General features: G+C 58.4%; 24 protein-coding genes. 12 read left to right on the top strand and 12 right to left on the bottom strand.

Annotated elements, in window-relative coordinates; translation table 11 throughout:
* Positions 1 to 3: 3 nt before the first annotated feature.
* Positions 4 to 1,308, bottom strand: a complete 1,305-nt coding sequence (locus SIB92_RS18260; protein WP_412553383.1) for an HlyD family type I secretion periplasmic adaptor subunit — start codon at positions 1,306 to 1,308, stop codon at positions 4 to 6.
* On the bottom strand, positions 1,305 to 3,038 hold the full coding sequence (locus tag SIB92_RS18255; RefSeq protein ID WP_412553382.1) for a type I secretion system permease/ATPase: 1,734 nt from the start codon (positions 3,036 to 3,038) through the stop codon (positions 1,305 to 1,307). Before SIB92_RS18255 ends, SIB92_RS18260 begins: the two co-directional genes overlap by 4 nt.
* 212 nt (positions 3,039 to 3,250) lie before the next feature.
* On the opposite strand from SIB92_RS18255, the gene SIB92_RS18250 reads away from it, so the two are divergent.
* Complete coding sequence (locus tag SIB92_RS18250) at positions 3,251 to 4,000, top strand: VacJ family lipoprotein (protein ID WP_412553381.1); 750 nt, start codon at positions 3,251 to 3,253, stop codon at positions 3,998 to 4,000.
* Positions 3,987 to 4,595, top strand: coding sequence for a phospholipid-binding protein MlaC (locus tag SIB92_RS18245; RefSeq protein WP_412553380.1), 609 nt, complete (start codon positions 3,987 to 3,989; stop codon positions 4,593 to 4,595). Before SIB92_RS18250 ends, SIB92_RS18245 begins: the two co-directional genes overlap by 14 nt.
* Before the next feature lie 30 nt (positions 4,596 to 4,625).
* Here SIB92_RS18245 and SIB92_RS18240 read toward each other — a convergent pair whose 3' ends face one another.
* Positions 4,626 to 6,809 carry a transglycosylase domain-containing protein gene (locus SIB92_RS18240; RefSeq protein WP_412553379.1) on the bottom strand — a complete coding sequence of 728 codons (2,184 nt, stop codon included), beginning with the start codon at positions 6,807 to 6,809 and terminating at the stop codon, positions 4,626 to 4,628.
* Positions 6,810 to 7,067: 258 nt separating this feature from the next.
* On the opposite strand from SIB92_RS18240, the gene SIB92_RS18235 reads away from it, so the two are divergent.
* The 3 genes from SIB92_RS18235 (at position 7,068) to SIB92_RS18225 (ending at position 9,228) form a co-directional block, all read left to right on the top strand.
* Complete coding sequence (locus tag SIB92_RS18235) at positions 7,068 to 7,406, top strand: P-II family nitrogen regulator (protein WP_058238401.1); 339 nt, start codon at positions 7,068 to 7,070, stop codon at positions 7,404 to 7,406.
* A gap of 25 nt (positions 7,407 to 7,431) precedes the next feature.
* Positions 7,432 to 8,769 carry an ammonium transporter gene (locus tag SIB92_RS18230; RefSeq protein WP_412553378.1) on the top strand — a complete coding sequence of 446 codons (1,338 nt, stop codon included), beginning with the start codon at positions 7,432 to 7,434 and terminating at the stop codon, positions 8,767 to 8,769.
* Between the two features lie 105 nt (positions 8,770 to 8,874).
* Complete coding sequence (locus SIB92_RS18225; protein WP_412553377.1) at positions 8,875 to 9,228, top strand: hypothetical protein; 354 nt, start codon at positions 8,875 to 8,877, stop codon at positions 9,226 to 9,228.
* A 45-nt stretch (positions 9,229 to 9,273) separates the two neighbouring features.
* Here SIB92_RS18225 and SIB92_RS18220 read toward each other — a convergent pair whose 3' ends face one another.
* Entirely contained in the window at positions 9,274 to 9,501 is a 228-nt protein-coding gene (locus SIB92_RS18220; protein WP_295174203.1) for a DUF1150 family protein, read from the bottom strand.
* 3 nt (positions 9,502 to 9,504) lie between these two features.
* Complete coding sequence (locus tag SIB92_RS18215) at positions 9,505 to 9,915, bottom strand: Hsp20 family protein (protein WP_294116069.1); 411 nt, start codon at positions 9,913 to 9,915, stop codon at positions 9,505 to 9,507.
* 208 nt (positions 9,916 to 10,123) lie between these two features.
* Between SIB92_RS18215 and SIB92_RS18210 the strand changes: the two genes are divergently transcribed.
* On the top strand, positions 10,124 to 10,348 hold the full coding sequence (locus SIB92_RS18210; protein WP_412553376.1) for a YdcH family protein: 225 nt from the start codon (positions 10,124 to 10,126) through the stop codon (positions 10,346 to 10,348).
* Between the two features lie 12 nt (positions 10,349 to 10,360).
* On the opposite strand, the gene SIB92_RS18205 is transcribed toward SIB92_RS18210, so the two are convergent.
* The 3 genes from SIB92_RS18205 to SIB92_RS18195 all read right to left on the bottom strand — a co-directional run bounded on the left by SIB92_RS18205 (position 10,361) and on the right by SIB92_RS18195 (position 15,181).
* Entirely contained in the window at positions 10,361 to 10,966 is a 606-nt protein-coding gene (locus SIB92_RS18205) for a LolA family protein (protein ID WP_412553375.1), read from the bottom strand.
* Between the two features lie 72 nt (positions 10,967 to 11,038).
* Positions 11,039 to 13,981 carry a DNA translocase FtsK gene (locus tag SIB92_RS18200; protein WP_412553374.1) on the bottom strand — a complete coding sequence of 981 codons (2,943 nt, stop codon included), beginning with the start codon at positions 13,979 to 13,981 and terminating at the stop codon, positions 11,039 to 11,041.
* 18 nt (positions 13,982 to 13,999) lie between these two features.
* Positions 14,000 to 15,181 (bottom strand): aminotransferase class I/II-fold pyridoxal phosphate-dependent enzyme, encoded by a 1,182-nt coding sequence (locus SIB92_RS18195; RefSeq protein ID WP_412553373.1) that lies wholly within the window; start codon positions 15,179 to 15,181, stop codon positions 14,000 to 14,002.
* A 173-nt stretch (positions 15,182 to 15,354) separates the two neighbouring features.
* On the opposite strand from SIB92_RS18195, the gene smpB reads away from it, so the two are divergent.
* Entirely contained in the window at positions 15,355 to 15,834 is a 480-nt protein-coding gene (gene smpB, locus SIB92_RS18190; RefSeq protein ID WP_294116263.1) for an SsrA-binding protein SmpB, read from the top strand.
* Here smpB and SIB92_RS18185 read toward each other — a convergent pair.
* Complete coding sequence (locus SIB92_RS18185) at positions 15,822 to 16,544, bottom strand: hypothetical protein (RefSeq protein WP_412553372.1); 723 nt, start codon at positions 16,542 to 16,544, stop codon at positions 15,822 to 15,824. The genes smpB and SIB92_RS18185 overlap by 13 nt on opposite strands.
* A gap of 165 nt (positions 16,545 to 16,709) precedes the next feature.
* On the opposite strand from SIB92_RS18185, the gene sseA reads away from it, so the two are divergent.
* The 3 genes from sseA to SIB92_RS18170 all read left to right on the top strand — a co-directional run bounded on the left by sseA (position 16,710) and on the right by SIB92_RS18170 (position 19,270).
* Positions 16,710 to 17,561 carry a 3-mercaptopyruvate sulfurtransferase gene (sseA, locus tag SIB92_RS18180; RefSeq protein WP_412553371.1) on the top strand — a complete coding sequence of 284 codons (852 nt, stop codon included), beginning with the start codon at positions 16,710 to 16,712 and terminating at the stop codon, positions 17,559 to 17,561.
* Positions 17,561 to 18,745 (top strand): aromatic amino acid transaminase, encoded by a 1,185-nt coding sequence (locus SIB92_RS18175; protein WP_412553370.1) that lies wholly within the window; start codon positions 17,561 to 17,563, stop codon positions 18,743 to 18,745. Before sseA ends, SIB92_RS18175 begins: the two co-directional genes overlap by 1 nt.
* Before the next feature lie 66 nt (positions 18,746 to 18,811).
* Positions 18,812 to 19,270 (top strand): GAF domain-containing protein, encoded by a 459-nt coding sequence (locus tag SIB92_RS18170; RefSeq protein ID WP_412553369.1) that lies wholly within the window; start codon positions 18,812 to 18,814, stop codon positions 19,268 to 19,270.
* Here the strand turns inward: SIB92_RS18170 and SIB92_RS18165 are convergent.
* On the bottom strand, positions 19,267 to 19,920 hold the full coding sequence (locus tag SIB92_RS18165; RefSeq protein WP_412553368.1) for an RluA family pseudouridine synthase: 654 nt from the start codon (positions 19,918 to 19,920) through the stop codon (positions 19,267 to 19,269). The genes SIB92_RS18170 and SIB92_RS18165 overlap by 4 nt on opposite strands.
* Before the next feature lie 108 nt (positions 19,921 to 20,028).
* Here SIB92_RS18165 and SIB92_RS18160 point away from each other — a divergent pair, with 108 nt between their 5' ends.
* Together SIB92_RS18160 and SIB92_RS18155 are read left to right on the top strand one after the other, a co-directional pair.
* Complete coding sequence (locus tag SIB92_RS18160) at positions 20,029 to 20,439, top strand: nuclear transport factor 2 family protein (protein WP_412553367.1); 411 nt, start codon at positions 20,029 to 20,031, stop codon at positions 20,437 to 20,439.
* A 6-nt stretch (positions 20,440 to 20,445) separates the two neighbouring features.
* Positions 20,446 to 21,162 carry an SGNH/GDSL hydrolase family protein gene (locus tag SIB92_RS18155; RefSeq protein ID WP_412553366.1) on the top strand — a complete coding sequence of 239 codons (717 nt, stop codon included), beginning with the start codon at positions 20,446 to 20,448 and terminating at the stop codon, positions 21,160 to 21,162.
* Positions 21,163 to 21,173: 11 nt separating this feature from the next.
* On the opposite strand, the gene rarD is transcribed toward SIB92_RS18155, so the two are convergent.
* Both rarD and SIB92_RS18145 read right to left on the bottom strand, forming a co-directional pair.
* Positions 21,174 to 22,082, bottom strand: coding sequence for an EamA family transporter RarD (gene rarD / locus SIB92_RS18150; RefSeq protein ID WP_412553365.1), 909 nt, complete (start codon positions 22,080 to 22,082; stop codon positions 21,174 to 21,176).
* Positions 22,083 to 22,209: 127 nt separating this feature from the next.
* Positions 22,210 to 24,660, bottom strand: a complete 2,451-nt coding sequence (locus SIB92_RS18145; RefSeq protein ID WP_412553364.1) for a GcvT family protein — start codon at positions 24,658 to 24,660, stop codon at positions 22,210 to 22,212.
* Between the last annotated feature and the right edge of the window lie 18 nt (positions 24,661 to 24,678).

Below are 24,678 nucleotides of genomic sequence, written 5' to 3'. Positions count from 1 at the left end.
GGCTCAGCTTTCGCGGAAGGCTCTGACAAAATAATCGGTCAAAGGCTTGGTGAGATACTCCCAAGGGGTCCGGTCCCGCGTGCGGAAAAACGCATCCACAGGCATGCCGGGCACAAGCGAGGCCTCAGCAGGCAGTTTTTCCACTTCGCCGTCCAACAGCTCGATCTCCGCTTTATAAAAAGACCCACCGGTTTGGTCATCCTGAAAGGCATCCGCCGACACATGCACCACACTGCCTTCCAGATCAGGCGTGGTGCGTTGATCAAAAGCGGAGAACTTCAGAGTGACGGATTGACCTGGATAGACCTGATCCACGTGGATGGTGGGCACCTGCACTGCCGCCACCAGCGGGCGGTCCTGAGGCACGATGTACATCAGCGGCTCCGCCGGCTGAATGACCGATTGGGAGGCGAACACCTGTAGACCGTAAACCAGACCGGCCACCGGTGCACGGATGTCGAGGTTTTCGATTTTGGAAATCAAGTGACGGCGACGCTCGGAAAGCTCCAACTCTCGATAGCGCAGATCTCGCAGCGTGGTGATGGCCTCTTCGCGGCGCGAGCTGGCAAGGGCCAGCGCCTCGATTTCAATTTCAGTGACGCGCCCTTCCGCCTGGGCGCGATTGGCCTGCAACTCACCTACGCGGCCTGCGAGGTTGGCCTCTTCGCGGCGCAGGGCCAGAACCCGGGTGGCCTGTGCAAGACCTTTGTCGAGCAGCGCCTGCTGATCCGTCAGCTCAGCCTTAATAAGGTCGAGCTGCTGTGTGAGCGCGATATTCTGGGCATCAATGCCAACAATCTGGCTTTGGATTTGCGCTTTACGTTTGGCCAGTTGATCGAGGTTTTTGTTTAGGGTGTCGGCGCGCGCGGCAAACAGGCGGCTTTGACCTGTCATCAAGCCAGCGGCCTCTTGTGAGGTTTCCGCGATCTCCACCAAGGCGGGGTCATACACAATGTCCTGCGCCTCGTCGCGTTCCGCTTCAAGCCGCCCACGCCGTGCCATGAGCTCCCAAAGCTGGCCTTCGGTCACGGTGAGTTCCAGCGTGAGTTCGGCTTCGTCGAGCTGCATCAGGATTTGCCCCGGCTCAACCCGGTCGCCTTCTTCCACTTTGATGTCCGTGACCACGCCGCCATCGATGTGCTGCACGATCTGACGGTTGCGATCCACCTCAACCCGGCCGGAGGTAACGATGGCCCCGGCGATTTCTGTGCCCACGGCCCAGGCCCCAAAGCCAATCACCAAGGTTGCCAGCGCAATGCCACCGATCCACAGCGGCTTGCGCGCGCTCCATGTTATCTCTGTGCTCATTGTACGCCTCCCGGTCCGATAGAGTTGCGAACCTCATTGTGGTTGCGCAGCACTTCCTTGAGCACCTCGTCTTTGGGGCCAAAACTGCGTTTCTGGCCCTGCTCCACCACCAAGAGCTTGTCACATTCCTGAATGGCAGCCGGGCGGTGCGCCATGATCAGCACGCTTTTGCCCTCACGTTTCATGTTCCGGATCGCGGTGTTGAGCGCCATGGAGCCTTCGTTGTCAAGGTTGGAGTTCGGCTCATCCAGCACCAGGATCACGGGATCGGAATACATGGCGCGTGCAAGACCAATACGCTGCAATTGCCCACCGGACAGGCGCCCACCGTGTGCGGCGACCTGGGTTTCGTATCCGTCCGGCAGCTTCAGAATCATTTCGTGTGCATCCGCTTTCTGGGCCGCGGCGATGATTTTCTCTGCTGGCGCGTCTTTTTCTAGTCGGGCGATGTTTTCCGCAATGGTGCCGTCAAACAGTTCCACGCGCTGCGGCAAATAGCCGATGTAGCGGCCTAGTGCGGCCGGATCGTATTGCTCCAGCGAGGCCCCATCGAGGCGGATTTTGCCACCTGCGGGGCGCCACACGCCAGTGATGGCCTTGGCCAAAGTGGATTTGCCTGCACCGGACGAGCCGATCACACCAATCGCTTCGCCGGGATTTACGTCAAAGGCCATCATCCGCAATGTGGCTTGGGACTCGCCCGGGGGCACGATGGTCACCTGTTGCAGTTGCAGTTTGGCGGCAGGTGCTGGCAATTCAGTGCGCGGCTGCACCGGCGACACTGTACCCAAAAGCTCGGCAAGACTGTTCCAACCTTTGCGCGCGCGTTGCACGACAGCCCATTGGTTCACAGCCAGCTCGATCGGCGCCAGTGCGCGGCCCAACAAGATAGAACCGGCAATCATGGCACCGGGGGTGATTTCGCCTTCCAGCACCAGATAAGCGCCGAGTCCCAGCATGGCGGATTGCAGGAACAAGCGAAAAGTCTTGATTGTTGTCGTGAAGCCACCGCCCACGTCCGCAGTGCTCATGGTTTCCTGAAGCGACATGCGGCGTACGGTTTTCCAACGTTCAAAAGCCGCGTTGCGCATACCGAGGGCAGAAACCAGCTCTGCCTCGGATTGCAACTGTGCTGACATGCGATTGGCGTTATGGGTGGCGGCCAGCATGCGCTCGTTGTGGCGTCGGGTGGCCAGTTGGTTGAACACAGCGGCCAGAATCAGCATGGTGCCGCCGACGATGGCCAACAGCCCCAACCAAGGATGGAACAGGGCAATGCCAAAAAAGAACAGTGGCGCCCAGGGCATATCAAAGACCGAGGTCAAAACCGGTGAGGTCAACAGCCTCTGCACCGACTCCAGATCCTGAAGCGCAGTTTCCGAGCCGGTGGATTTCCCAAGTGACGCTCGGCGCAGGGACGCATCAAAGACCCGCTGATCCAAAGCATCCTGAAATCTTGCCCCGACGCGGGCCATGATCCGGCCGCGGGCAAAATCAATCAGCCCCATCAGCCCGTAGAGGAACACCACCAGAAGCGACAAAGCAAAAAGCGTTTCCCGAGAGCCACTTCCCAGAACCCGATCATACACTTGCAGCATATAGAGCGGGCCGGTGAGCATCAGCAAGTTTACGAAGAAACTGAACACAGCAACGGTCCAGTAAAGGCCGCGGCTTTGCGCCCGGACGGAGCGGAGTTCCTGCAACCCGCGTTCATTGGCTTGTGTGGTCATCAAACGGTCCCTGTTTGCCGGGTCAGTCCACAAACATGTGATGTCCGGCGTTCTTGTGCCTGTTAAGCGGTCAGGCTTATGTTCCCAAACTGCCACATCATGTGACGAACATCACTATGACATTGGGGTAAGCAATCGATTAATCTAAATGGTGGAGTGTTGTGGCGAATTGAAAGACGTGTGGTAGCCTTTTGAAACTTGTTTCTCTGAATATGTTGCGGTCCATTGTACTGACCCTCTGCGTCAGCACAACCCTTACGGCATGCGCGAAATCCGACCTCCCGCCGACCGGCATTCATGATCCAAATGAAGCCGCCAACCGGCGTATCCATGAGTTCAACAAACGCGTCGATACGATCCTGTTATCGCCTGCGTCCAATGGCTACGGCACGATCATTCCAAGGCCTGTCCGCACTGGCGTGTCCAACTTTGCTGACCATTTGTCGCTGCCAAATGACGTGATCAACAACACGCTCCAAGGCAAACTGCCGGAAGCCGGTTCGTCTTTGTTCCGCTTTGTGTTCAACTCCACATTTGGCATTGCCGGTCTGTTTGACCCCGCCTCGGCGGCTGGTATGGAGCGCCATGACACCGACTTTGGCGAGACCTTGCATGTCTGGGGCGCGGGCGAAGGGGCCTACACCGAGATGCCATTCTTTGGGCCGTCCACAACCCGTGATGCCTATGGCTTTGCCGTCGACATTATGTTGGACCCGTTCTTTGTCGTGGTGCGGGAACCCACACGCTACATCGGCGGCGTGGCCTATGTCGTGAACAAGATGGGGGAGCGTTATGACTATGACGCCACCGTCGACTCGATCCTTTACGACAGCGCTGACAGCTATGCGCAGGCACGTATTCTTTACCTGCAAAACCGCCGCTTCCGTCTTGGAAACCAGGGCGAAGAGACTTATGTCGATCCGGAATTTGACCCGTATGAGGATCCCTATGCAGATTTCTAAGCTGACCCGACGCAATTTCGTCGCCTTGTCTGCCGCTGCTGGTGCGGTGGCAGCCCTGCCCTCTTCTGCCTTTGCGCTCAACGATGCACAGGCCAAAGCGCTGATCGACAAAGCGGTTGCCGACATCAACAAGGTGATCTCTTCCGGCAAGTCGCTGGACCGGATGATCAAAGACTTCGAGAAGATCTTTGTGAAGTATGGCGACGTGAGCATTATTGCCCGCTCCGCTCTTGGTCCCGATGCCCGCAGCCTGAGCAAAAGCCAGCTGAACAGCTACACGAAGGCGTTTCAGGGCTACATCTCCCGCAAATATGGCAAGCGCTTTAACGAGTTTGTTGGCGGCAAAGTGGAAGTGACGGGCTCTCGCGCCGTGAAGAGCTTCTACGAGGTAAACGCCAAAGTGACCCTGCGCGGCCAGAAACCGTTTCAGGTGGCCTTTCTGGTGTCTGACAAGTCCGGCAAAAACAAGTTCTTTGATCTGATCATCGAAGGCATCAGCCTACGCCTGTCTGAGAAGGCAGAAATTGGCGCGATGCTGGATCGCCGCAAAGGCGACATAAATGGGCTGATCCAGGACCTCAAGACCGCAGGCTAAACGCCTCGTTCCCAATAATGGCAGGCCGGATCAGTTCCGGCCGCCAAAGATGTCGCGCAGGATGCCGTTCACGACATCATCAATCCCCTGCCCTTTTCGCTGACGATTGCCACCTGTTTGCGCTGGTCTCTTTTGGGGCACCGGTGTGAAGGCTGGCAAAGGCGTGGGCGTCAAACCCTCATGCACACGCACCATGGCTTCGCGCCAGATTTCCGCGGGCAGACCGCCGCCGGTTACCCCAGTCAAAGGGGTGTTGTCGTCATAGCCCATCCAGACACCAGCGACATATTCATTGGTGAAACCAATGAACCAGGCATCGCGGGCTGCTTGTGTGGTGCCCGTTTTACCTGCCACCTGCCAGCCGTCCATCTTGGCGCGCCCGCCGGTGCCTTCGCTGACCACTTTTTCCATCATCCAGATGAGTTCCCGCGCAGCGGCGTCTGAGATCACCCGCTCACCAATGCCGCCACCGGTGCCCATCAAGGCGTTGTCTTCCCCCAGCAGGCGCAGCTCCACGAGGCCATAGGGCGTCACGGAGGAACCGCCGTTCAGAATTCCCGCGTAGGCCCCGGTCATTTCCAGCAGGCTGCTTTCCGACGCGCCCAGCGCAAGCGCGGGACCTGCGGCCAGATCGCTTTCAATGCCAAACATACTGGCCACGGTGCGGACGTTTTCGCGTCCTGCCTTTTCCGAGACCTTCACGGCCGGGATGTTGAGCGAATTCATCAACGCGAAAGTCAGCGAAACGTCACCGTAATGTTTCCCAGTATAGTTCTTGGGGCACCATTGACCGGAGCCCGCGATATTGAGGCAGTAAGGTTCGTCCACAACGCTGTCATCGTAATGCCCGCCAAGTTCCAATGCGGTTGCGTAGACAAAGGGCTTAAACGCACTGCCGGTTTGGCGTTTGGCCTGTGTCGCGCGGTTGAAGGCACCAGAGACTTTGGTTTTGCGACCGCCGACCATAGCGCGCACCGCGCCGTCGGCGGACATGACCACAATGGCCGCCTGGGCTTTGGAGCCTTCACGCACTTTGTTTTCAAACACCCACTTCAGACCATCTTCCGCAGCCTTTTGAATACGCGGATCCATGGTGGTTTTCAGGATCACATCTTCGGTGGTGTTGCGGGTGAAGAACTCTGGGCCAGAAGACATGACCCAGTCGGCAAAATACCCACCTGCCTTTGCTTCAGCCGCCTTGGATAGCGTCGCCGGGTTGTCCTGATAGTATTTGGTTTCTTTGTCGGACAGGTAGTCCTGCTCATTCATCAGACGCAGAATTGTGGCGGCGCGGTCCTGGGAGCGCTGCAAGTTTGCTGTGGGCGCTAGAGAGGACGGCGCGGTCAAGAGACCCGCGATCATTGCGCCTTCCGCTGGTGTCAGGTTTGCAGCGGGTTTTCCAAAATACCGCTGGGAAGCTGCTTCCGCCCCGTAGGCGCCGCCGCCCATATAGGCACGGTTGAGATAGACGGAGAGGATTTCATCCTTGGTGTATTTAACCTCCATCGCCATGGCGTAGACAGCTTCTTTGACCTTCCGACCCAGAGAGCCACGGCGGCAGTCACGTACGTAATCCGCTTCGCTGTCCCACGCGTCGGCATCATACTCCACGCCCAGGCACAGCAGTTTTGCCGTTTGCTGGGTCAGCGTGGAGCCGCCGTGACCGGACAATGGTCCCCGACCTTCGCTCAGGTTAATGCGCACAGCGCTGGCGACGCCGCGGGGGCTGACGCCAAAGTGGCGGTAGAAGCGTTTGTCCTCGGTGGCAATAACGGCGTTCTTGAGGTGTTTGGACACGGTGTCCGCCGTCACCACGCCGCCAAACTGATCGCCGCGCCAGGCAAAGACCTTATCGTCACGATCCAGCAACGTCACCGAGCCGCGCGCGCGCCCATCCAGCAACTCGTCTACCTCAGGCAAGGTCGCGTAGACATAGGTCACAGCCAAGCCAACCATGATGCCGATCACCACGGAGGTGCGCCAGACAACGGTCCAGATCAGGCGCAGAATCCAGCGGATGATATTGCTAAAGAACCGGGCAATGGGATTGCGCGACTGCTTCCGAGGCCGTTTCGGAGCCGCCTTGCGACGGGTGGGGCGCTTGGGGGCAGGCTTGGCTTTGGATTTGGTCGGCTTGCGCGCGGGTTTGGCGGATTTGCGCGAGTAGCGCTTGTCCGCCACCAAAGGTGGTTTCCGACGTCTTGAATCACTCATGATCTGCCCACTGCCCGGGATGTTCTTTTGAGGCATTTTAACCTGTGTGCCCCCCGATGTAGACCCACCGAAGCGGTCAAATCCGTTCTTTTGATGCCCAATTTTCGCGCAAATTAACCTTTTTGCCCACTTTTTCACCCCTCAAACTAAATTTTTGCCCAAAAACCAGCCTCGAATCTTCGTTTTTCAGGCTCTGCCGCGTTTTTCTGCAGGTGCAAATTCGCGGGGCACTCCCCGCACCGCCAAAAGGGGAACAAGGTGAAACTGATTATCGCAACGATCAAACCGTTCAAGCTTGAGGAGGTCCGCGAGGCGCTGACCGACATCGGCGTGCGCGGCATGATGGTCACTGAAATTAAGGGCTTCGGCTCCCAATCCGGCCACACTGAAATCTACCGCGGCGCAGAATACGCGGTGAACTTCGTACCAAAGGTCAAACTCGAACTCGTGGTTGCCGCCAACATGGCCGACCAGGTGGTCGAAACCATCACCAAAACCGCTCAGACCGGCAAGATCGGTGACGGCAAAATCTTCGTGCTGGACGTGCAGCAAGCCATTCGCGTGCGCACCGGCGAAACGGATGCAGACGCCATCTAAGGCGCCGCAAGGAAGGAATACACTGATGAATACCCTCGCAAAACTGGCCCTGCCCGCTGCGCTGATCGCGCTGCCGAGCCTTGGCCTGGCCGAAGAAGGTCCGGTGCCGGGCGTAAATGCCTCCACCGACACTGTCTTTATTCTCAACTCGCTGCTGTTCCTTGTGGGTGGCTTCCTCGTGTTCTGGATGGCGGCTGGCTTCGCCATGCTGGAAGCGGGTCTCGTCCGCTCCAAAAACGTGACCATGCAGTTGATCAAGAACATCTCTTTGTTCTCGCTGGCCGCGATCTTCTATTACCTGATCGGCTACAACCTGATGTACCCTCTGGGCACATGGTCTGTGGACGGCATCCTGTCCGGCGTCTGGGGCCCTGGTGTTCTGGAAGCGGTTGGCGTGACCTCCGATGCAGCGGATGACTACTCCTATGCCTCCACCGGTTCCGACTTCTTCTTCCAGCTGATGTTCTGTGCCACCACCGCGTCCATCGTGTCCGGTACTCTAGCAGAGCGTATCAAGCTGTGGCCATTCCTGATCTTCACGATCGTCCTGACTGCCGTGATCTACCCATTGCAGGCGTCCTGGAAATGGGGCGGTGGCTTCTTGGATGCGGCTGGCTTCCTGGACTTCGCAGGTTCGACCGTTGTGCACTCCGTAGGTGGCTGGGCCGCTCTGACCGGTGCCATCATCCTCGGCCCACGTATCGGCAAGTACAACAAAGAAGGTCGCACCGTGCCAATCCCAGGCTCCAACCTGACCCTCGCCACACTGGGTACATTCATCCTGTGGCTCGGCTGGTTCGGCTTCAACGGCGGCTCCCAGCTGGCCATGGGTACCGTGGGTGACGTAGCAGACGTATCCCGCATCTTTGCCAACACCAACACTGCGGCAGCAGGCGGCGCAATCGCAGCTCTGATCCTGACGCAGATCATGTACAAAAAGCCTGACCTGACCATGGTTCTGAACGGCGCACTGGCGGGCCTCGTGTCCATCACTGCCGAGCCTCTGACCCCATCCCTGGGCGCAGCAACTCTGATCGGTGCAGTTGGCGGTGTGATCGTGGTCTTCGCGGTTCCATTCCTGGACAAGCTGAAAATCGACGACGTGGTTGGTGCCATCCCGGTACACCTGATCGCCGGTATCTGGGGCACCATCGCGGTTGTGTTCACCAACGGTGACGCCTCCCTCGGCACCCAGCTCTACGCCATCGTTGTGGTTGGTATCTTCACCGTGGTTGTCTCTGCAATCGTCTGGTTCATCCTGAAAGCCACCATGGGTCTGCGGGTTGACGAAGAGACCGAGATCAACGGTCTGGACATGGCAGAACTCGGCATGGAAGCCTACCCAGAGTTCTCCAAAGGCTAAACAGCCCCAAGAGACACGAAAATTTGACCCGGGCCATCGCGGCCCGGGTTTCTTTTTGCCGATTGGAGCCGCGACAGTGATACGCCGGGCTGCTACCCTCTCGACATGCGATATCTTGTTTTACCGATAGTTTTTGCCGCGAAGACGGCGCTGGCCGATCCGGCTCAAATCACCGATGTGAAAGCCACTCAAAGCGATGCAGGCTGGCGGTTTGACGTCACCCTTGAACATCCAGACACAGGCTGGGACCATTATGCAGATGGCTGGCGCATTGAGACCGAAAACGGTCAAGTGCTTGGCACGCGGATTTTGGCGCACCCTCACGTAAACGAGCAGCCGTTTACCCGCAGCCTCTCCCGCGTTTGGATCCCACCGGAAATCACCACGATCTATGTGCGCAGCAAATGTAATCAGGATGGGTGGGGTGAGGAGACGGTGGCCGTATCCCTCAACAAATGAAGGCGCCAACCGGCGCCCTCCAATTACTCAGAATCTGCGGTGTTCTTAGTGCACTGTCACCGGCGAATAGTTGTTCTGGCGCGCCAGAACAAAGGCCAAGCCGCGCTCCTTCACCAGAGCCAGCCGCTCGCCATCGGTGGCGTGCACCGCAAACAGGGTTTCGGCCCCGTCCGCCTCTTCCTGCATCTCTTCGGGCAGGTCGGACACCATGACCTCACGCACATAGACGGTGCGATCATCGGTGAAATGGGTCAGCAGGTCATCATTATGCATGGGTTATCCTTTCTTGATTTGGATCGTCTGAACAACTGTCTCTGGCCGCGCGTGCGACAGATCGATGTGCAACAGGCCGTTTTCCATCGACGCTTCGCCCACTTCGACGCCGTCGGCGAGCACAAAGCTGCGCTGAAATTGGCGAGAGGCGATACCTCGGTGCAGGAACACCCGCTCGCTCGCGTCATCAGAGGAGCGGCCACGGATCACCAATTGGCGATCTTCTACCGTGATGCTCAGATCCTCTTCGCGAAAGCCAGCCACTGCCAGCGTGATGCGATAGGCATAGTCTGCGGTTTGTTCGATGTTAAAAGGCGGGTAGCCTTCGGAGGACTTGGCGGTCCGTTCCAAGAGGCGTTCGAGCTGTTCAAAGCCCAGCATGTGGGGGTGAGACCCCAAAGATAGTTTGGTCATCGACACGTCCTTGTGCAAAGCGACAGTCCGCACAGAGATCCCTTTCTGGCAACCTCCGTGCCTTTTGAATATGGGGCAGCCTGACCTGTGCTGCAAGTGTCGCGCAATCGAATGCTAAACAAGCTCTCAAAAAATGGACAAATCGCCTTCTTTTCAGCGGGCGTGGAAAGCCCTATCTTAAGAGTCCGCTTAGGCTAAGGACCCAAAGATGAACGCCACCACTGATCTCGCGATGAAAACCGACGACGTTTTGCGTGTCGAGTTGGAGGTGTTCAAACAGGAACACCGCGATCTGGATGAGGCGATCAACGCCTTGGTGGATCGTGGCACCGGCGATCAGCTGACAATCCAGCGGCTGAAGAAACAGAAACTGCGGTTGAAAGACATCATCGCACGGATTGAAGACCGGCTCACGCCAGATATCATTGCCTAAGCCCGACGCAGGTCAGCGGCGGCGCTTGCTGCGTTCCGTATCGATGTCGAACATAGCCCGTGGATAGCTCATACCGGTTTGCGTATCCCCCAGACGAATTGTGGTGCGTCCGCCGTGCGCGTCCTGGATCACCCATTCGTCAAGCGTGACCGGCGAGGCTGAGAACTTCATCTGAATGCGGCCAATATCCGGGTTCTTGGGATCCTGCGCCGTCACAATGGTGTGCTTGCCGTCGTAGGTATGGCCAATCACTGCATTGGCGGATTGCAGGTTCACTTTGCGCGCGAGAATGATCGACAGCGGCGTGCGTTTTAAAGGATAGGTCTCCGGCTCACCTTTGGCGCGGTTGTCAAAGATCGCAACGGCGTTGTTGGAGGCCAGAACCAGCGCCTTTTGCGGCGGGTCATACTCAAAGCGCATTTTGCCGGGGCGCTGGATAAACAACGTGCCGGTTTGCACCGAGCCGTCATCAGAAATCTGCATGAAGTCAGACTTCGCAGTTTTCAGAGCGTTGAAATAGTTGCTGATCTGATTGAGCGAGAGCTTTTCCGCCATGGCGGGCATGGCCGTGGCTAGAGACAGAATCGCAGCGGTGGCAAAGGTTTTTAGTTTGGTCATAGGTCCAATATAGGGGCGCTTTGCCCGCTTACCCTGATACGCGTTACAAAAAAATGTGATTGGGCCTGAGCATCACTGCTCAGGCACCAGGATTTCCCGTTTGCCAACGTGGTTGGCCGGGCTGACGAGGCCCTCTTCTTCCATCTGCTCGACCAGCCGCGCGGCTTTGTTGTAGCCAATCGCCAGCTTGCGCTGGATGTAGGAGGTCGAGCATTTGCGGTCCTGAATGACGATCGCCACGGCAGAGTCGTAGAGCGCATCCTCACCGTTGGTGTTGCCACCGGTGTTCAGGCCCAGCACAGCATCGATGTTGTCTGCCTTGTCTTCGGCCGGACCGTCGATCACGCCACCGATGTACTCTGGCGGGCCAAAGCTCTTGAGGTGGTTCACAATCTCTTCGACTTCCTCGTCGCTCACAAACGGGCCATGGCAGCGAGTGATCTTGGCACCACCGGCCATGTAGAGCATGTCGCCCATGCCCAAGAGCTGTTCCGCGCCCATTTCGCCCAGGATCGTCCGGCTGTCGATTTTTGACGTCACCTGGAAGGAGATTCGGGTTGGGAAGTTGGCTTTGATGGTGCCGGTGATCACGTCCACGGACGGGCGTTGTGTCGCCATAATCAGGTGGATACCGGAGGCACGCGCCATTTGCGCCAGACGCTGGATGCAAGCTTCGATCTCTTTGCCCGCCACCATCATCAAATCTGCCATCTCGTCGACGATAACGACGATATACGGCATTTTCTCCGGGATGATCTCCTCGGTCTCAAACACCGGCTCACCGGTGTCGTCGTCAAAGCCGGTTTGCACGGTGCGAGAGAACGTCTCGCCTTTGGCCAGCGCATCCGCCACGCGGCTGTTGTAGCCGTCGATGTTGCGCACGCCCATTTTGGACATCTTGCGATAGCGCTCTTCCATCTCGCCCACGACCCATTTCAGGGCCACGACCGCCTTCTTCGGGTCGGTCACAACTGGCGAGAGCAGGTGCGGAATGCCGTCATAAACGGACAGTTCGAGCATTTTCGGGTCGATCATGATCAGGCGGCACTCGTCTGGTGTCAGACGATAGAGCAGCGAGAGGATCATGGTGTTGATCGCCACGGATTTACCGGAGCCGGTGGTCCCTGCGATCAGCAGGTGGGGCATCTTCGCGAGGTTGGCGACCACAGGGTCTCCGCCAATGTCTTTGCCCAGCGCCAGCGGAAGTTTCATGTTGCTGTCGCCAAAGTCGCGGGCCGCAAGGATTTCGCGCAGCACCACTTTTTCGCGGTTTTCGTTGGGCAATTCGATGCCAATCACCGAGCGGCCTGGCACGGTGGAAACACGGGCCGACAGGGCCGACATGGAGCGGGCGATGTCATCTGACAAGCCAATCACACGGCTCGCCTTCAGACCCGGCGCAGGCTCCAGTTCATACATGGTCACAACCGGACCGGGGCGCACAGAGACAATCTCGCCTTTGACGCCGTAGTCATCCAACACGGATTCCAGCATGCGCGCGTTTTCTTCCAGCGCGTCGTCTGAGAGGTGATGGCGCTGAATTTCCAACGGGTTCTCCAGCAGGCCCAGTGGTGGCAGTTCGAACTCGGAATGCGTTTCTTCGAAGGCCAACGATGGCTGCGCCTCGGCTTTCGCGCGGGTCGAGGGCTGCACGGTTTTGTTGACGCGTGGCTGCACCACCTTTTTGGGTTCTGGGGTTGGAATCGGCGCCATGCGCGGCTGTTGCGGGACGGGCTGCGGCACAGGTTCTAACACAGGTTCCACCATGGGCGCTGGCTCCATCGCGACAGGCTCTGCAACCGGCGCGGCCGCAGGTGCAATTGTCGGCGCTGCGGCGGCAGGTGTGGCGACAGATGCGGAGAGCGGCGGCTCTGCGCGGGTCAGGATCGGGCCTGCGGTCAGCGGCGGTTCCGCTTGCAGTGGCACATGATGCTCCTCCGGGCCTTCGTCCAGCAGCAACGGATCAGGACCACGCCCGCGCCCTTTGGTCAGCGGTTTATCAGGATGCAGCTCCGGCGGTGCAATCGCCGCCCCGCGGCGCGCACGGGTGCGCATCACGTCAGCGATCTTGGCACTGATGCGCTCTTCTTCGGGCTTCACGTCCCAATCATCGGCAAAGACGTTTTCGACCAGCTCAGGCTCGGGCATGGGCTCCGGCGCGGGTTCGGCCCGTTTGATCAAGGTGGGCATGCGCAAGCGTGGCTTGGGACGCTCGTCTTCGACCGGCACGTAAGGCTCATCTACCACATCTTCGACCAGGCTTTCTTCTTCCCAAGCAGCCTGCTCTGCCGCGTAATGCGCCTGCGCTTCCTCGCGGCGTTCAACACGGCGGGCCTGCGCGGATTTGGCGGCATGCACGGCACCGGTGGCACCACGGCCCAGGAGGCGCATGATGGCGTCATAGGTCAGCACAAGGCCGATCATGAAACGGCGGGCCAGGTTGCCAAGCTCGTTGCGGGTGAAGCCAAGTACAAAGGCGCCGGAGAGCACAAACACCACACCAGCCAGCATGGACATGAGCTTCACGCCGGACTGTGCACCGATTGGCAAGATGGTCAGCAGAGCGCCAGTGATGGTGTCACCGAATAAACCACCAAGGCCAAAGGCGTGGATCCATTCAGCGCCAGGCGCGAGCGTTGACGCATAGATCGATGCCAAGGCCAACATGATCGGCGCAAAGATGATCCGGCTCTGAGCGCGTTCTTCGCCGAAGTGGAAGGCAAAACGCACGCCCCAAACACCCAAGATCAACGGCAGACCAAAACTGCCCCAGCCAACGATGATGAACAACGGCGCCGCGATAGACGCGCCAAGGCGCCCCAGCAGGTTTTCCACTGGTGCATCGGTCACGGATATCCAGCTGGGATCAGTGGGCGAATACGACAGGATCGTCGCAGCCAGCAACAGGGCCACAGCGATCAGCGCGATGCCAATCAGCTCTTTGCCGCGTTTTTCCACTGCGGCCTGGGTTGCGCTATCCAACAAGGGTCCGCGTCCGCGTGCTTGATATGCCATGATCCACCTCGTTTATTCTTATCCGTAGAGGCAGTTACGCAGCTTGGTCAGCGCGTCTGCCACTTCGTTTTTTGGGGCCACTAGTGCAACCCGGATATATCCTTTGCCGGGGTTTACCCCGTTCACGTCGCGGCTCAGATAAGCGCCGGGCAGCACCCGGATACCTGTTTCTGTCCACGCCTTGATCGCCGCCTCTTCACCGTCTTCGACCGGAATCCAGAGAAAGAACCCTGCATCCGGGCTCTTGTAGCCGGGCACATTCGCAAAGATTTCGTCGGCGAGGTCAAACTTCTCCGCATAGAGGCGGCGGTTTTCGACAACATGCGCCTCGTCGTTCCAGACTTTTTCGGCCACCTTTTGCAGTGGCAGCGGCAACGGTGCGCCGGAGTAGGCACGCAACTGCTTGATGCGACGCAGGCTCTCAGGCCCACCAGCCACGAAACCAGAGCGCAGGCCTGGCAGGTTGCTGCGCTTACTGAGTGAATGGAAAATCAACACGCGTTCCGGATCAGCGCCAACCTCTTTGGCTACTTCGAGGGCGCCAGGAGGGGGCGTGTCGCGGTAGATTTCCGAGTAACACTCATCGGCAAAAATCTGGAAGTCGTGCTTTTCGGCCAGCGCAATCAACGCTTTCCAATAGTCGCGATCTGCAACGGCTCCCTGCGGGTTAGCCGGAGAACAGACGTAGGCAATGGCCACGCGGTTGAGGTCTTCTTCTGGTAAAGACGCGATGTCAGGCAGGTGACCGCTGGCGTCGGTGGCGGGGACAAAGCGCGCTTCCGCGCCAACCGATTGGGCGGCTACTGCGTAAACTTGATAAAACGGATTGGGCGTGAGGATCAGCGGTTGCTGCCCGTTTTTTTGTTCCGGGCACAGAGCCATAGCGGCATTATACAGACCTTCGCGGGTGCCATTGAGCGCCATGACTTGCGTGGACGCATCCACTTTCACGCCATATCGGCGATCAATCCAGCCCGCAATTGCGGCTTGCAGCTCGGGGGACCCATCATTGGGGGGATAGCGGTTAAAACCCTCGGCATGCGCAACAATTTCATCCGTCACCCAAGAAGGGAACGGATGTTTGGGCTCGCCAATGGTCATGTGCACCACCGGGCCGCCGGGCTCCAAATGGTCAATAAGCGCCCGCAGGCGCGGAAACGCATAAGCCGGTAGGTTCGAGAACCGCTCGGGGAAAGTCATATTCGTACTGCCTCAATATCGGGATCATTGCGCCCCGTTTTGTCCCAAGTTACCCAAAGGCCTGAGGTGCGTCCACTAAAATGCCGTCCAATTTTGGGCTTGTGTCCTCTGCGCCACCCTCGCTGTTGGCGGCCATGGACACTGTCGCGCGGGCGCGTTATGCCACGTGCATTATGGCAAAGAAGCAAAAGAACTCTGATCCGAATTACAAGGTGATCGCCGAAAACCGGCGGGCACGGTTTGACTATGCCATCGATGACGACATCGAGGTGGGCATTGTGTTGTCAGGGTCTGAGGTGAAGTCTTTGCGGGAGAAATCCGGCAACATCGCAGAGAGCTATGCGGCGGTGGAAGACGGCGAGCTGTGGTTGGTGAACTCCTACATTGCGCCGTATGAGCGGGCGATGTTCCCACATTTAGAACGGCGCAAGCGCAAACTTCTGGTCAGCAAAAAGCAGCTGTCTGATCTGTGGAACGCCACCCAGCGCAAAGGCATGACGCTGGTGCCGATGGTGATGTACTTCAATCACAAGGGTTTTGTGAAAATGAAGATTGGCATCGCCAAGGGTAAGAAAAACCACGACAAACGAGCGGCGGATGCCAAACGTGACTGGGGCCGCCAGAAGCAGCGTCTGCTACGTCACGGCGAGTAAATCTCTTCGTAAGCTTGCAGCCACATCTGGTCGATCTCAGAAATTTTGCTCGGGTCGATCTTGTGGGCGATTTTCCAATACCGACCGCTTGGTGCATCGTAATCCAGCGCCGCTTCGGCCCGCTGGATTTTATCAACCGCAAACACGGGGCGCACCACTGGTGCCGCGATGTCGCGCAATTGGGCTACATGGAACCGCTCATATGGCAGAACACTGTCCAAGCGAGACAGGTTCACACATTGGCAGCCGTGATAGGCCGCAATGAGGCCCAGGCGCGCGGCTTTGGCTTCCAAACTTTGTAGTGAGACGTCTTCGCGCAGAGGATCGGCGGTGCCGGTTCCATAGAAATGTGTGTGACCCACCGTGGGATAAACCATGTCGCAGCCGATAAAGGCCAAGACCTTGGGACGAAAGGAACCCAACGCCCAATAGGCGGCGGTGAATGCCATAGTCCCACCGGCAAACAACACACCACCAAAGGCGTTATTTTGTGGCACATAGTTCTGATAAGTGACCTCGACCTGATCTTCACCCTTGTTAGGCGGATGGCGCTCTTCTGGGAAGTCTTCCGGATGGATGAAATGGCTCCAGTCGTCGCGTACTCGCCACGCGTTGTTGAGCACCACTAAGTGGTCAAACATGTCGCGAGACCAGCTTTGCGCCTCCGTTGCATTGGGACCGCTGCCCAAAATCACCACCACGTCCTGCATCAATTCTTCCTTGTTCGCTCCCCTTATGTACGAACAAAGCGCCGCGCCAGTTCAAGGAAATTGCGCAAAAGGCCCCATTACTTTGTCGTGTGTTGCGAGGCCACTCTTGCCTCTCGACCACACCGGTTGTAGGCAATGACACAGACGTGACAGAAGAGGGATAACATGTCCGACGATCCCAAAACGCTTGTTTCGACCGAGTGGCTGGCCGCTCACCTCAAAGACCCGGATTTGCGCATTTTGGATGCCTCCTGGTACCTTCCGGACATGGGGCGCAATGGCCGCGAAGAATTTGCCGACGTGCATATTCCCGGCGCGCGCTTCTTTGACATTGACGATATTTCCGATGGGCGCAGCGACCTGCCGCATATGGTGCCGCCGGTTGAGAAGTTCATGTCCCGCCTGCGCGCCATGGGGGTGGGTGATGGACATCAGGTAGTGGTCTACGACGGTAGCGGAATTTTCTCTGCGGCACGTGTGTGGTGGATGTTCAAGCTGATGGGTCAAAAAGACGTGGCCGTGCTCGATGGCGGGCTGCCGAAGTGGATTGCCGAAGGGCGTCCAACAGATGACATGCCGCCAGTGGTCCGCGACCGCCATATGACCGTGCGCCGCCAGAACCACATGGTGCGAGACGTAACTCAGGTGTCCCATGCCGCGAAGCTGGCCGATCACGAGATCATTGACGCTCGAGGACCATCGCGTTTTGCGGGCTCTGAGCCAGAACCTCGTGCGGGCCTGCGCGCCGGGCACATCCCGGGCAGCAAGAACGTGCATTACGCCACTCTGCTCGATAACGGGGTGATGAAATCCCCCGAAGAACTGCGAGCAGTGTTTGAAGGCGCCGATATTGATTTGTCCAAACCCGCCATCACAACCTGTGGATCCGGTGTTACTGCTGCGATCCTGTGTCTTGCGATGGAGCGGTTCGGCAAGACCGACCATTCCCTTTATGATGGATCATGGGCTGAATGGGGGGCCTTCCCCACCCTGCCCGTAGCAACCGGAGAAGCGTGATGCTCACCAACCTCAAAGAGCAGCCCAAAGACAAAATTCTAGGCCTGATGGCCATGTACCGCGACGACCCACGTCCCACTAAGGTGGATCTGGGTGTAGGCGTGTACAAAAACGCCGAAGGGGTGACCCCGGTGATGCGTGCCGTAAAGGCCGCTGAGCGCAAGATCATCGAAGAGCAGACGTCCAAGGCCTACACCGGTCTGGCCGGTGATCCAGCCTACGCCGATGCGATGATCGACATGCTGCTGGCAGGTGCGGTTGAGCGTGACCGTTTGGCGGCAGTTGCGACACCTGGTGGTACCGGCGCGATCCGTCAGGCTTTTGAGTTGATCAAAATGGCCAACCCGAAGGCACGCGTGTTTGTCTCTGATCCAACCTGGCCAAACCACATCAGCATCTTGAACTACCTCGGCATCGAAATGGTGAAGTACCGCTATTTTGACGACGAAACCCGGGGCGTGAACTTTGCCGGCATGATGGAAGATCTGGCAGATGTGACCAGCGACGACGTTGTGCTGCTGCATGGTTGCTGCCACAACCCAACTGGCGCCAACCTCAACCTGACGCAGTGGCAAGAGGTTGTGGACCTGATCAACGAAAAAGGCTGCACGCCGATGATCGACATTGCCTATCAGGGCTTTGGCGACGGTCTGGAAGAAGACGCGGCGGCAACCCGATTGGTGGCGAAGTCTGTGCCAGAGCTGCTGATCGCGGCGTCTTGCTCCAAGAACTTCGGCATTTATCGTGAGCGTACGGGTCTGTTGATCGCGATGAGCGAGAAGGCGGAGAACACCGCGGTGACTCAGGGCAACCTGAACCACCTGAACCGTCAGAACTTCTCTTTCCCACCAGATCACGGCGCGCGGGTTGTGACCACGATCCTAACCGATCCAGAGCTGAAAGCGGACTGGATGGCGGAGCTGGAAGAGACCCGTTTGGGGATGCTGGCGCTGCGTGAGCAGTTGGCAAGCGAGTTGCAGCGTCTGTCTGGCTCTGATCGCTTTGGCTTTCTGGCGCAGCACCGCGGCATGTTCTCCCGTCTGGGCACCACGCCGGATCTGGTGGAGAAAATCCGTGTGGACAATGCGATCTACATGGTGGGCGACAGCCGCATGAACATTGCGGGCCTGAACGCACACACTGTACCGGTTCTGGCAAAAGCCATCGTGGACGCGGGCGTTTAAGCGTTTCATCTATTCAGTCGCGCGCGGGGCCTGCCTTGCGCGCGGTTTTTCTTTTGAGGTTTTGCCATGCGCATCGACTACCCCACCCTGTCCAAAACCATTGCCTCACTGACTGAGGGCGAAACCGATGCGGTTGCGCTCATGGCGACAGTGGCCTGCGAAGTGCATCACGCGGATGATCGCTTTGATTGGACCGGGTTTTACCGCGTAGTGGCGCCGGAACTGCTCAAGATTGGGCCGTACCAAGGCGGGCACGGCTGTTTGGTGATCCCCTTTGCGCGTGGCGTTTGCGGCGCGGCGGCGCGGACCGGTGAAGTGCAGCTGGTGCCGGATGTGGATGCGTTTCCAGGGCACATTGCCTGTGCCTCCTCGACCCGCTCAGAACTGGTGTTGCCGGTCTGGAACGGTGCGGGCGAGCTGCTCGGCGTGTTTGACATCGACAGCGATCAGCCCGATGCGTTTACACAAGAAGACGCGGATCAGATGGCAGCCATCTTGGCCGCGACTTTCAAAGACGCCGCCTAAAACGGGGCTTTGGCGCGGAAGGACATGCCCTTGCCGCTCTCGGGGTGATTGATGCGCAGTTCCTCAGAATGCAGCATCAACCGCTCAAAGTCGCGCGCCGCGCCTTCGGCGTAAAGCGGGTCCCCCAAGATCACATGGCCCAGCGCTAGCATATGCACACGTAGCTGATGACTGCGCCCGGTTTTGGGCGTCAGTCGCACGCGGGTCTCATTCTCTTTGAGCTTCAGCACCCGCCAATCAGTGATCGCGGGTTTGCCGTTTTCGTGATCCACCATCTGTCGTGGACGGTTGGGCCAATCGACAATCAGCGGCAAATCCACCGTGCCGGTTTTCTCAGCCACCTGTCCCCACACGCGGGCGACATAGGTTTTCTTGGTTTTGCGCTCTTCAAACTGTTTGGACAGAGTGCGCTGCGCATGGGGCGTGAGGCCAAAAACCATCACGCCAGACGTATCCCGATCCAGACGGTGCACCAGAAGCGCCGTCGGAAACGCCGCCTGCACACGTGTCAGGAGGCAATCCGCCAAATGTTCCCCGCGCCCCGGAACTGATAAAAGGCCGGACGGCTTGTCGACCACCACAATGTCACTGTCCTCATACAAGACAACAAGCGGGTCCAATGGCGGGTCATATGGCGTGATCTCGGTCATGGCGCCCGACATAGGGCTTTGACGGGCGCACGGCAACCCAACGTCAACCTTGAGTTACGTGCGGGGATGGGCAGGCTGTCTTTAACGAGAATTGAGGGAGGGGACCCAATGCACCCGACAATCGTGCGTATGCAGGAGGTTGTTGCCAAAGGCAACGAGGAGGACATCAAAGGCCTGCTGGCGGAGGATGTCACGTTTCAACCGCCGACCTATTGGGCGACCTGGACCGGGCGGGACGCGGTTGCCGCCGTGTTGGGCCATGTGGGTCAGGTATTCAGTGAGTTCCGCTATCGCCGCGTGATGGGCGATGGCAATGACTGGGCCTTGGAGTTTGAGTGCAAAGTTGGCGATTTGGACTGCGTCGGTGTCGACCTGATCACTTTAAACGAGGCCGGCGACATTCAACATTTTGAAGTGGTCATGCGCCCCTATAAAACCATCGGCGCGCTGCGTGAGGCGATGAACAAGCGCGTGATGACGGACGTGCGGTTTCTCAAGTTCAAAGACGCCATGAGTTGAGCCCAGATGCCTGTCGCTCTGGACCAAGTCCTACGCATTCCGCTTGCGCCGCTCTTGGTGGTGCAGGGGCTTGGCGTGCGACGGCGAGCCAACACGCTCTCGGAGCCGCCGGGGGCGCGAGAAGGCTGTGCCGGATCTGGTGTCGCGCTGCGTTTACTGATCATCGGCGACAGCTCTGCGGCGGGCGTCGGCGCGCGGTCACAAGAGGCGGCGCTGTCCGGGCAGCTTGTGGCGGCTTTGGCCAAAGACTTTGCGGTGAGCTGGAAACTGATTGGCGAAACCAGTGCGACCACCAGCATTGTCTTGGACAGGTTGGCACAGTCGGAGCCTGCGCCGTTTGATGTGGTAGTCTCGGCCCTTGGCGTAAATGATGTGACGCGGGGGAGCAGCCGAGTGTTTTGGCAGGCGCGGCAAAAGCAGTTGGCAAAACGTTTGGTGAACCGCTTTGGCGCGAAGCTGATTGTAGCGTCTGGATTGCCGCCTATGGGGGCCTATCCGGAGCTGCCACAACCCTTGCGCTGGGTGCTGGGGCAGCAGGCGCAGAGGCTAGATCTGGCCTTGGCCGAGTTGTGCGACACGCATCAGGTGATGACACATCTGCCGATTGATGTTCCCTTTGAACCGCATTTTCAGGCGGCAGACGGCTATCACCCTTCTGAAGCTGCCTATGCGTTGTGGGGGCAGATGATTGCCACCCACATTCGCCAGCACTTCAAAGGCTGATCAGCGACAGATCATCGCCGCGCGTTGCGCAGGTCGCGGATCATTGGGATGGAGTAGACTACCAAGGCAGCCCAGATCAGCGGGAAGGCGATCATGCGTGCTTGGCCAAAGGGTTCGTTAAACACAAAGACCGCCATCAGGAAGATCATCGTTGGCGCGATGTATTGCATGATACCGATGGTGGACAGCCGCATGAGCTTGGCCCCATTGGCGTAGAACAACAGCGGCACGGCGGTGACCACACCGCAACCCAACAGCAGGAACGTGTCCCGGGTGCTGCCGCCAAAATGCCCCTGCCCTTGGGCGGTCAGCCAAAGCAGATAGCCGGTGGCGGGGATGGTGAGGATAATCACCTCCAGCAGGAAGCCTTGGTTGGGGCCGATGGGCAGGGATTTTTTGAAGAACGCATAAAAGCCCCAGGAAACCGTGAGCGCCAGCGCGGCCCATGGCAGGCTGCCAGCGTCAACCCAAAGCACCACGACGGCGGCGGCAGCCAGCGCCACGGCAACCCATTGCAGGCGGGTCAGGCGCTCGCCCAGCAAGAGAGCTGCCAAGGCGATGCTGAACAGCGGGTTGATGTAATAGCCAAGCGCGGCATCCAGCGCGCGATCGTTGGCGATAGACCAGACATAGACGCCCCAGTTCACGGTGATCAGCGCGGCGGTGAGGCAGCCCATGGCCAGTGTGCGCGGGTTGCGCAGAGCTGCGACAAGATCGGACGTGCGGCGCAATACAATCAACACGAGGCCGGCAATAGGCACGGACCAAATCACCCGATGTGCCACCACTTCGAGCGCGGGCATATGGGCCACAAGCTTCATATAAAGCGGCAAGAACCCCCAAAGGAGATAGGCGGTCATCGCATAGGCCAACCCTTGAGGCGTATCAACATTTTCCGGCTGTTCTGCACGTGTGGCCATGATCGGTTCCTCCTGCCGCGACGCACTTTGGTAGCGCCGTGAGAGACAGAAGAAAATGCCACTTTTCGTGCGAAAGGCCATCACAAAATGTGATGACCCTTTTGAGGTTCGACAAAGCCGAAGCAGCTTAGACTTTGACGCGTTCCGATTTTGGATCGTACATCGGCTTCAGCGAGGCTTCGGCCTTCACCTTGGTGCCCATAACGTCGATCTCATAGGTCGAGGCGAGAACCTCGGCGGCTTTCTCTCCAGCACATGGCACGTAGCCGAGGCCCATGGCGCCGCCCAAAGTGTGGCCGTAGTTGCCCGAAGTCAGATAGCCGACATACTCACCGTCGCGAATGATTGGCTCGTTGTGGAACAAGAGCGGTTCGGGGTCCGTTAGCTTGAACTGCAGCAACCGGTTTTGCGGACCGCTTTCCTTGCGCGCAATCACGGCCTCGCGACCGATGAAGTCCGGCTTGTCGGTTTTCACCGCAAAGCCGAGACCCGCGTCCACCACGTGGTCTTCGCAGGTGATGTCGTGGCCGAAGTGGCGGAAGCCTTTTTCAATGCGGCAGCTGTCCATCATGTGCATGCCACAGAGCTTCAGCCCCATGTCTTGTCCTGCTTCCCAGAGGGTTTCAAAGGCATGGCCTGCCATGTCTGAGGACACGTAAATCTCCCAGCCAAGTTCCCCCACATAAGTCACACGGTGTGCGCGGGCGAGGCCCATGCCCAGCTCGATGTCCTGGGCGGTGCCAAAGGGGTTGGTCGCGTTGGAGAAATCGGCGGGAGAAACTTTTTCCAGCAGTTTGCGCGAGTTTGGCCCCATGATCGCCAGCACACCTTCGCCCGGTGTCACGTCGGTGATCACCACGTTGAAGTTACCTTTGTGACGCTCCATCCAAGTTTGATCCGCCAGACGTGTCGCCGCCGGGGTCACCACCAGATAGGAGGTTTCCGTCAGGCGCGTCACGGTCACGTCAGCCTCAATCCCGCCGCGGCGGTTGAGGAACTGGGTGTAGACAATTTTGCCGTTGGGCACCGAGTAGTCGCCGCCGCCCACGTAGGTCATGAAGGCTTCGGCGTCTGGGCCTTCGACCCGGATTTTGCCAAAGGAGGACATGTCGTACATGCCGACGTTTTCACGAATGGCGCGGTGTTCAGCGGCGGAGTTCTCAAACCAATTCTGACGTTTCCACGTGTATTGATATTCTCGTACCTGGCCTTCATTTGCAAACCAGTTGGCGCGTTCCCACCCCGCGAGTTCTCCAAAAACCGCACCCTGTTCTTTCAAATGATGGTGGAATGGCGTGCGGCGCACACCGCGTGCGGAGGCCTTTTGGCGATAAGGGAAGTGATCCGCATAGAGCAGGCCCAAAGTTTCCTTGGAGCGCTCAAACAGGTAGGTTTTGTTGCCTTGAAACGGCTGCATGCGGGAGATGTCCACATCGCCGAGATCAAACGGCTTTTCGCCGTCGTCCATCCACTGCGCCAGCGCCATGCCTGCGCCGCCCGCTGATTGGATGCCGATCGAGTTGAAACCGGCTGCGACCCAAACGTTATCCATCTCTGGCGCGCGGCCGAGGTGGTAGGCGTCATCCGGTGTGAAGCTTTCGGGACCGTTGAAGAAGGTGTGAATGCCTGCTTCCGCCAACATCGGCATACGGTTCACCGCCGCTTCCAATATAGGCTCGAAGTGGTCGAAATCCTCTGGCAACTGGTCAAATTCAAAGCTGTCCGGGATGCCATTCATGGCCCAAGGTTTGGCGTTTGGTTCAAAGGCGCCTAGCAAGATTTTCCCTGCGTCCTCCTTGTAGTAGGCGCATTCATCCGGCACACGCAGGACCGGCATTTGGGTGAGTTGCGGGATGTTTTCAGTAACTATATAGAAATGCTCACAGGCGTGCAGAGGCACGTTCACACCTGCCATGCGGCCAACCTCGTGGCCCCACATGCCCGCACAGTTCACGATCATGTCGCAAGCGATGTGGCCTTGCTCCTTGCCGTCGTCCGACACCCAATCGACGCCTGTCACCTTGCGGCCCGACTTGGCGACATTGGTGACTTTTACGCGCTCCTTGACTGTCGCGCCCATCTGACGCGCACCTTTGGCCAGCGCCAGCGCGATGTTGGCTGGATCGCCTTGACCGTCGAGCGGCAGGTACACACCAGCGGTGACATCGTCGATGTTGAGATGCTCGTACCGGGCTTTGACTTCGGCTGGAGAAATCTCCTCAACCTCTACCCCAAAGGCGCGGGCCATGGCGGCCTGACGGAAGATTTCTTCCTTGCGCTCTTCGGTCAGGGCAACGGTTATGGACCCGCAACGTTTGAAGCCTGTGGCGACGCCGGTCTCCGCTTCGAGGTTGCCGTAGAGTTCTTGCGAATACTTCGCGAGTTTTGTCATGTTGGCGGTCGCGCGCAATTGCGCGATCAAGCCAGCGGCGTGCCATGTGGTGCCGGAGGTGAGCTGTTTGCGTTCCAGCAGAACGACATCTTTCCAGCCCAGTTTGGTGAGGTGATAGGCAACTGAGCAGCCAATCACACCGCCACCGATGATGACCACACGGGCTTTGTTCGGGAGATCAACCATAAGCTACGTCCTTTTTGG

This window comes from Shimia sp. MIT1388 (genome assembly GCF_047124445.1).
In the GTDB taxonomy this organism is placed as follows: Bacteria; Pseudomonadota; Alphaproteobacteria; order Rhodobacterales; family Rhodobacteraceae; genus Shimia.
This window is presented reverse-complemented; position numbering and strand designations above follow the sequence as displayed.

What these genes read in the sequence shown, in the direction of transcription:
- SIB92_RS18260 (WP_412553383.1), bottom strand. Translation starts at nt 1,308, where the DNA reads ATGAGCACAGAGATAACATGGAGCGCGCGCAAGCCGCTGTGGATCGGT.
- SIB92_RS18255 (WP_412553382.1), bottom strand. Translation starts at nt 3,038, where the DNA reads ATGACCACACAAGCCAATGAACGCGGGTTGCAGGAACTCCGCTCCGTC.
- SIB92_RS18250 (WP_412553381.1), top strand. Translation starts at nt 3,251, where the DNA reads ATGTTGCGGTCCATTGTACTGACCCTCTGCGTCAGCACAACCCTTACG.
- SIB92_RS18245 (WP_412553380.1), top strand. Translation starts at nt 3,987, where the DNA reads ATGCAGATTTCTAAGCTGACCCGACGCAATTTCGTCGCCTTGTCTGCC.
- SIB92_RS18240 (WP_412553379.1), bottom strand. Translation starts at nt 6,809, where the DNA reads ATGAGTGATTCAAGACGTCGGAAACCACCTTTGGTGGCGGACAAGCGC.
- SIB92_RS18230 (WP_412553378.1), top strand. Translation starts at nt 7,432, where the DNA reads ATGAATACCCTCGCAAAACTGGCCCTGCCCGCTGCGCTGATCGCGCTG.
- SIB92_RS18225 (WP_412553377.1), top strand. Translation starts at nt 8,875, where the DNA reads ATGCGATATCTTGTTTTACCGATAGTTTTTGCCGCGAAGACGGCGCTG.
- SIB92_RS18220 (WP_295174203.1), bottom strand. Translation starts at nt 9,501, where the DNA reads ATGCATAATGATGACCTGCTGACCCATTTCACCGATGATCGCACCGTC.
- SIB92_RS18215 (WP_294116069.1), bottom strand. Translation starts at nt 9,915, where the DNA reads ATGACCAAACTATCTTTGGGGTCTCACCCCCACATGCTGGGCTTTGAA.
- SIB92_RS18210 (WP_412553376.1), top strand. Translation starts at nt 10,124, where the DNA reads ATGAACGCCACCACTGATCTCGCGATGAAAACCGACGACGTTTTGCGT.
- SIB92_RS18205 (WP_412553375.1), bottom strand. Translation starts at nt 10,966, where the DNA reads ATGACCAAACTAAAAACCTTTGCCACCGCTGCGATTCTGTCTCTAGCC.
- SIB92_RS18200 (WP_412553374.1), bottom strand. Translation starts at nt 13,981, where the DNA reads ATGGCATATCAAGCACGCGGACGCGGACCCTTGTTGGATAGCGCAACC.
- SIB92_RS18195 (WP_412553373.1), bottom strand. Translation starts at nt 15,181, where the DNA reads ATGACTTTCCCCGAGCGGTTCTCGAACCTACCGGCTTATGCGTTTCCG.
- smpB (WP_294116263.1), top strand. Translation starts at nt 15,355, where the DNA reads ATGGCAAAGAAGCAAAAGAACTCTGATCCGAATTACAAGGTGATCGCC.
- SIB92_RS18185 (WP_412553372.1), bottom strand. Translation starts at nt 16,544, where the DNA reads ATGCAGGACGTGGTGGTGATTTTGGGCAGCGGTCCCAATGCAACGGAG.
- sseA (WP_412553371.1), top strand. Translation starts at nt 16,710, where the DNA reads ATGTCCGACGATCCCAAAACGCTTGTTTCGACCGAGTGGCTGGCCGCT.
- SIB92_RS18175 (WP_412553370.1), top strand. Translation starts at nt 17,561, where the DNA reads ATGCTCACCAACCTCAAAGAGCAGCCCAAAGACAAAATTCTAGGCCTG.
- SIB92_RS18170 (WP_412553369.1), top strand. Translation starts at nt 18,812, where the DNA reads ATGCGCATCGACTACCCCACCCTGTCCAAAACCATTGCCTCACTGACT.
- SIB92_RS18165 (WP_412553368.1), bottom strand. Translation starts at nt 19,920, where the DNA reads ATGACCGAGATCACGCCATATGACCCGCCATTGGACCCGCTTGTTGTC.
- SIB92_RS18160 (WP_412553367.1), top strand. Translation starts at nt 20,029, where the DNA reads ATGCACCCGACAATCGTGCGTATGCAGGAGGTTGTTGCCAAAGGCAAC.
- SIB92_RS18155 (WP_412553366.1), top strand. Translation starts at nt 20,446, where the DNA reads ATGCCTGTCGCTCTGGACCAAGTCCTACGCATTCCGCTTGCGCCGCTC.
- rarD (WP_412553365.1), bottom strand. Translation starts at nt 22,082, where the DNA reads ATGGCCACACGTGCAGAACAGCCGGAAAATGTTGATACGCCTCAAGGG.
- SIB92_RS18145 (WP_412553364.1), bottom strand. Translation starts at nt 24,660, where the DNA reads ATGGTTGATCTCCCGAACAAAGCCCGTGTGGTCATCATCGGTGGCGGT.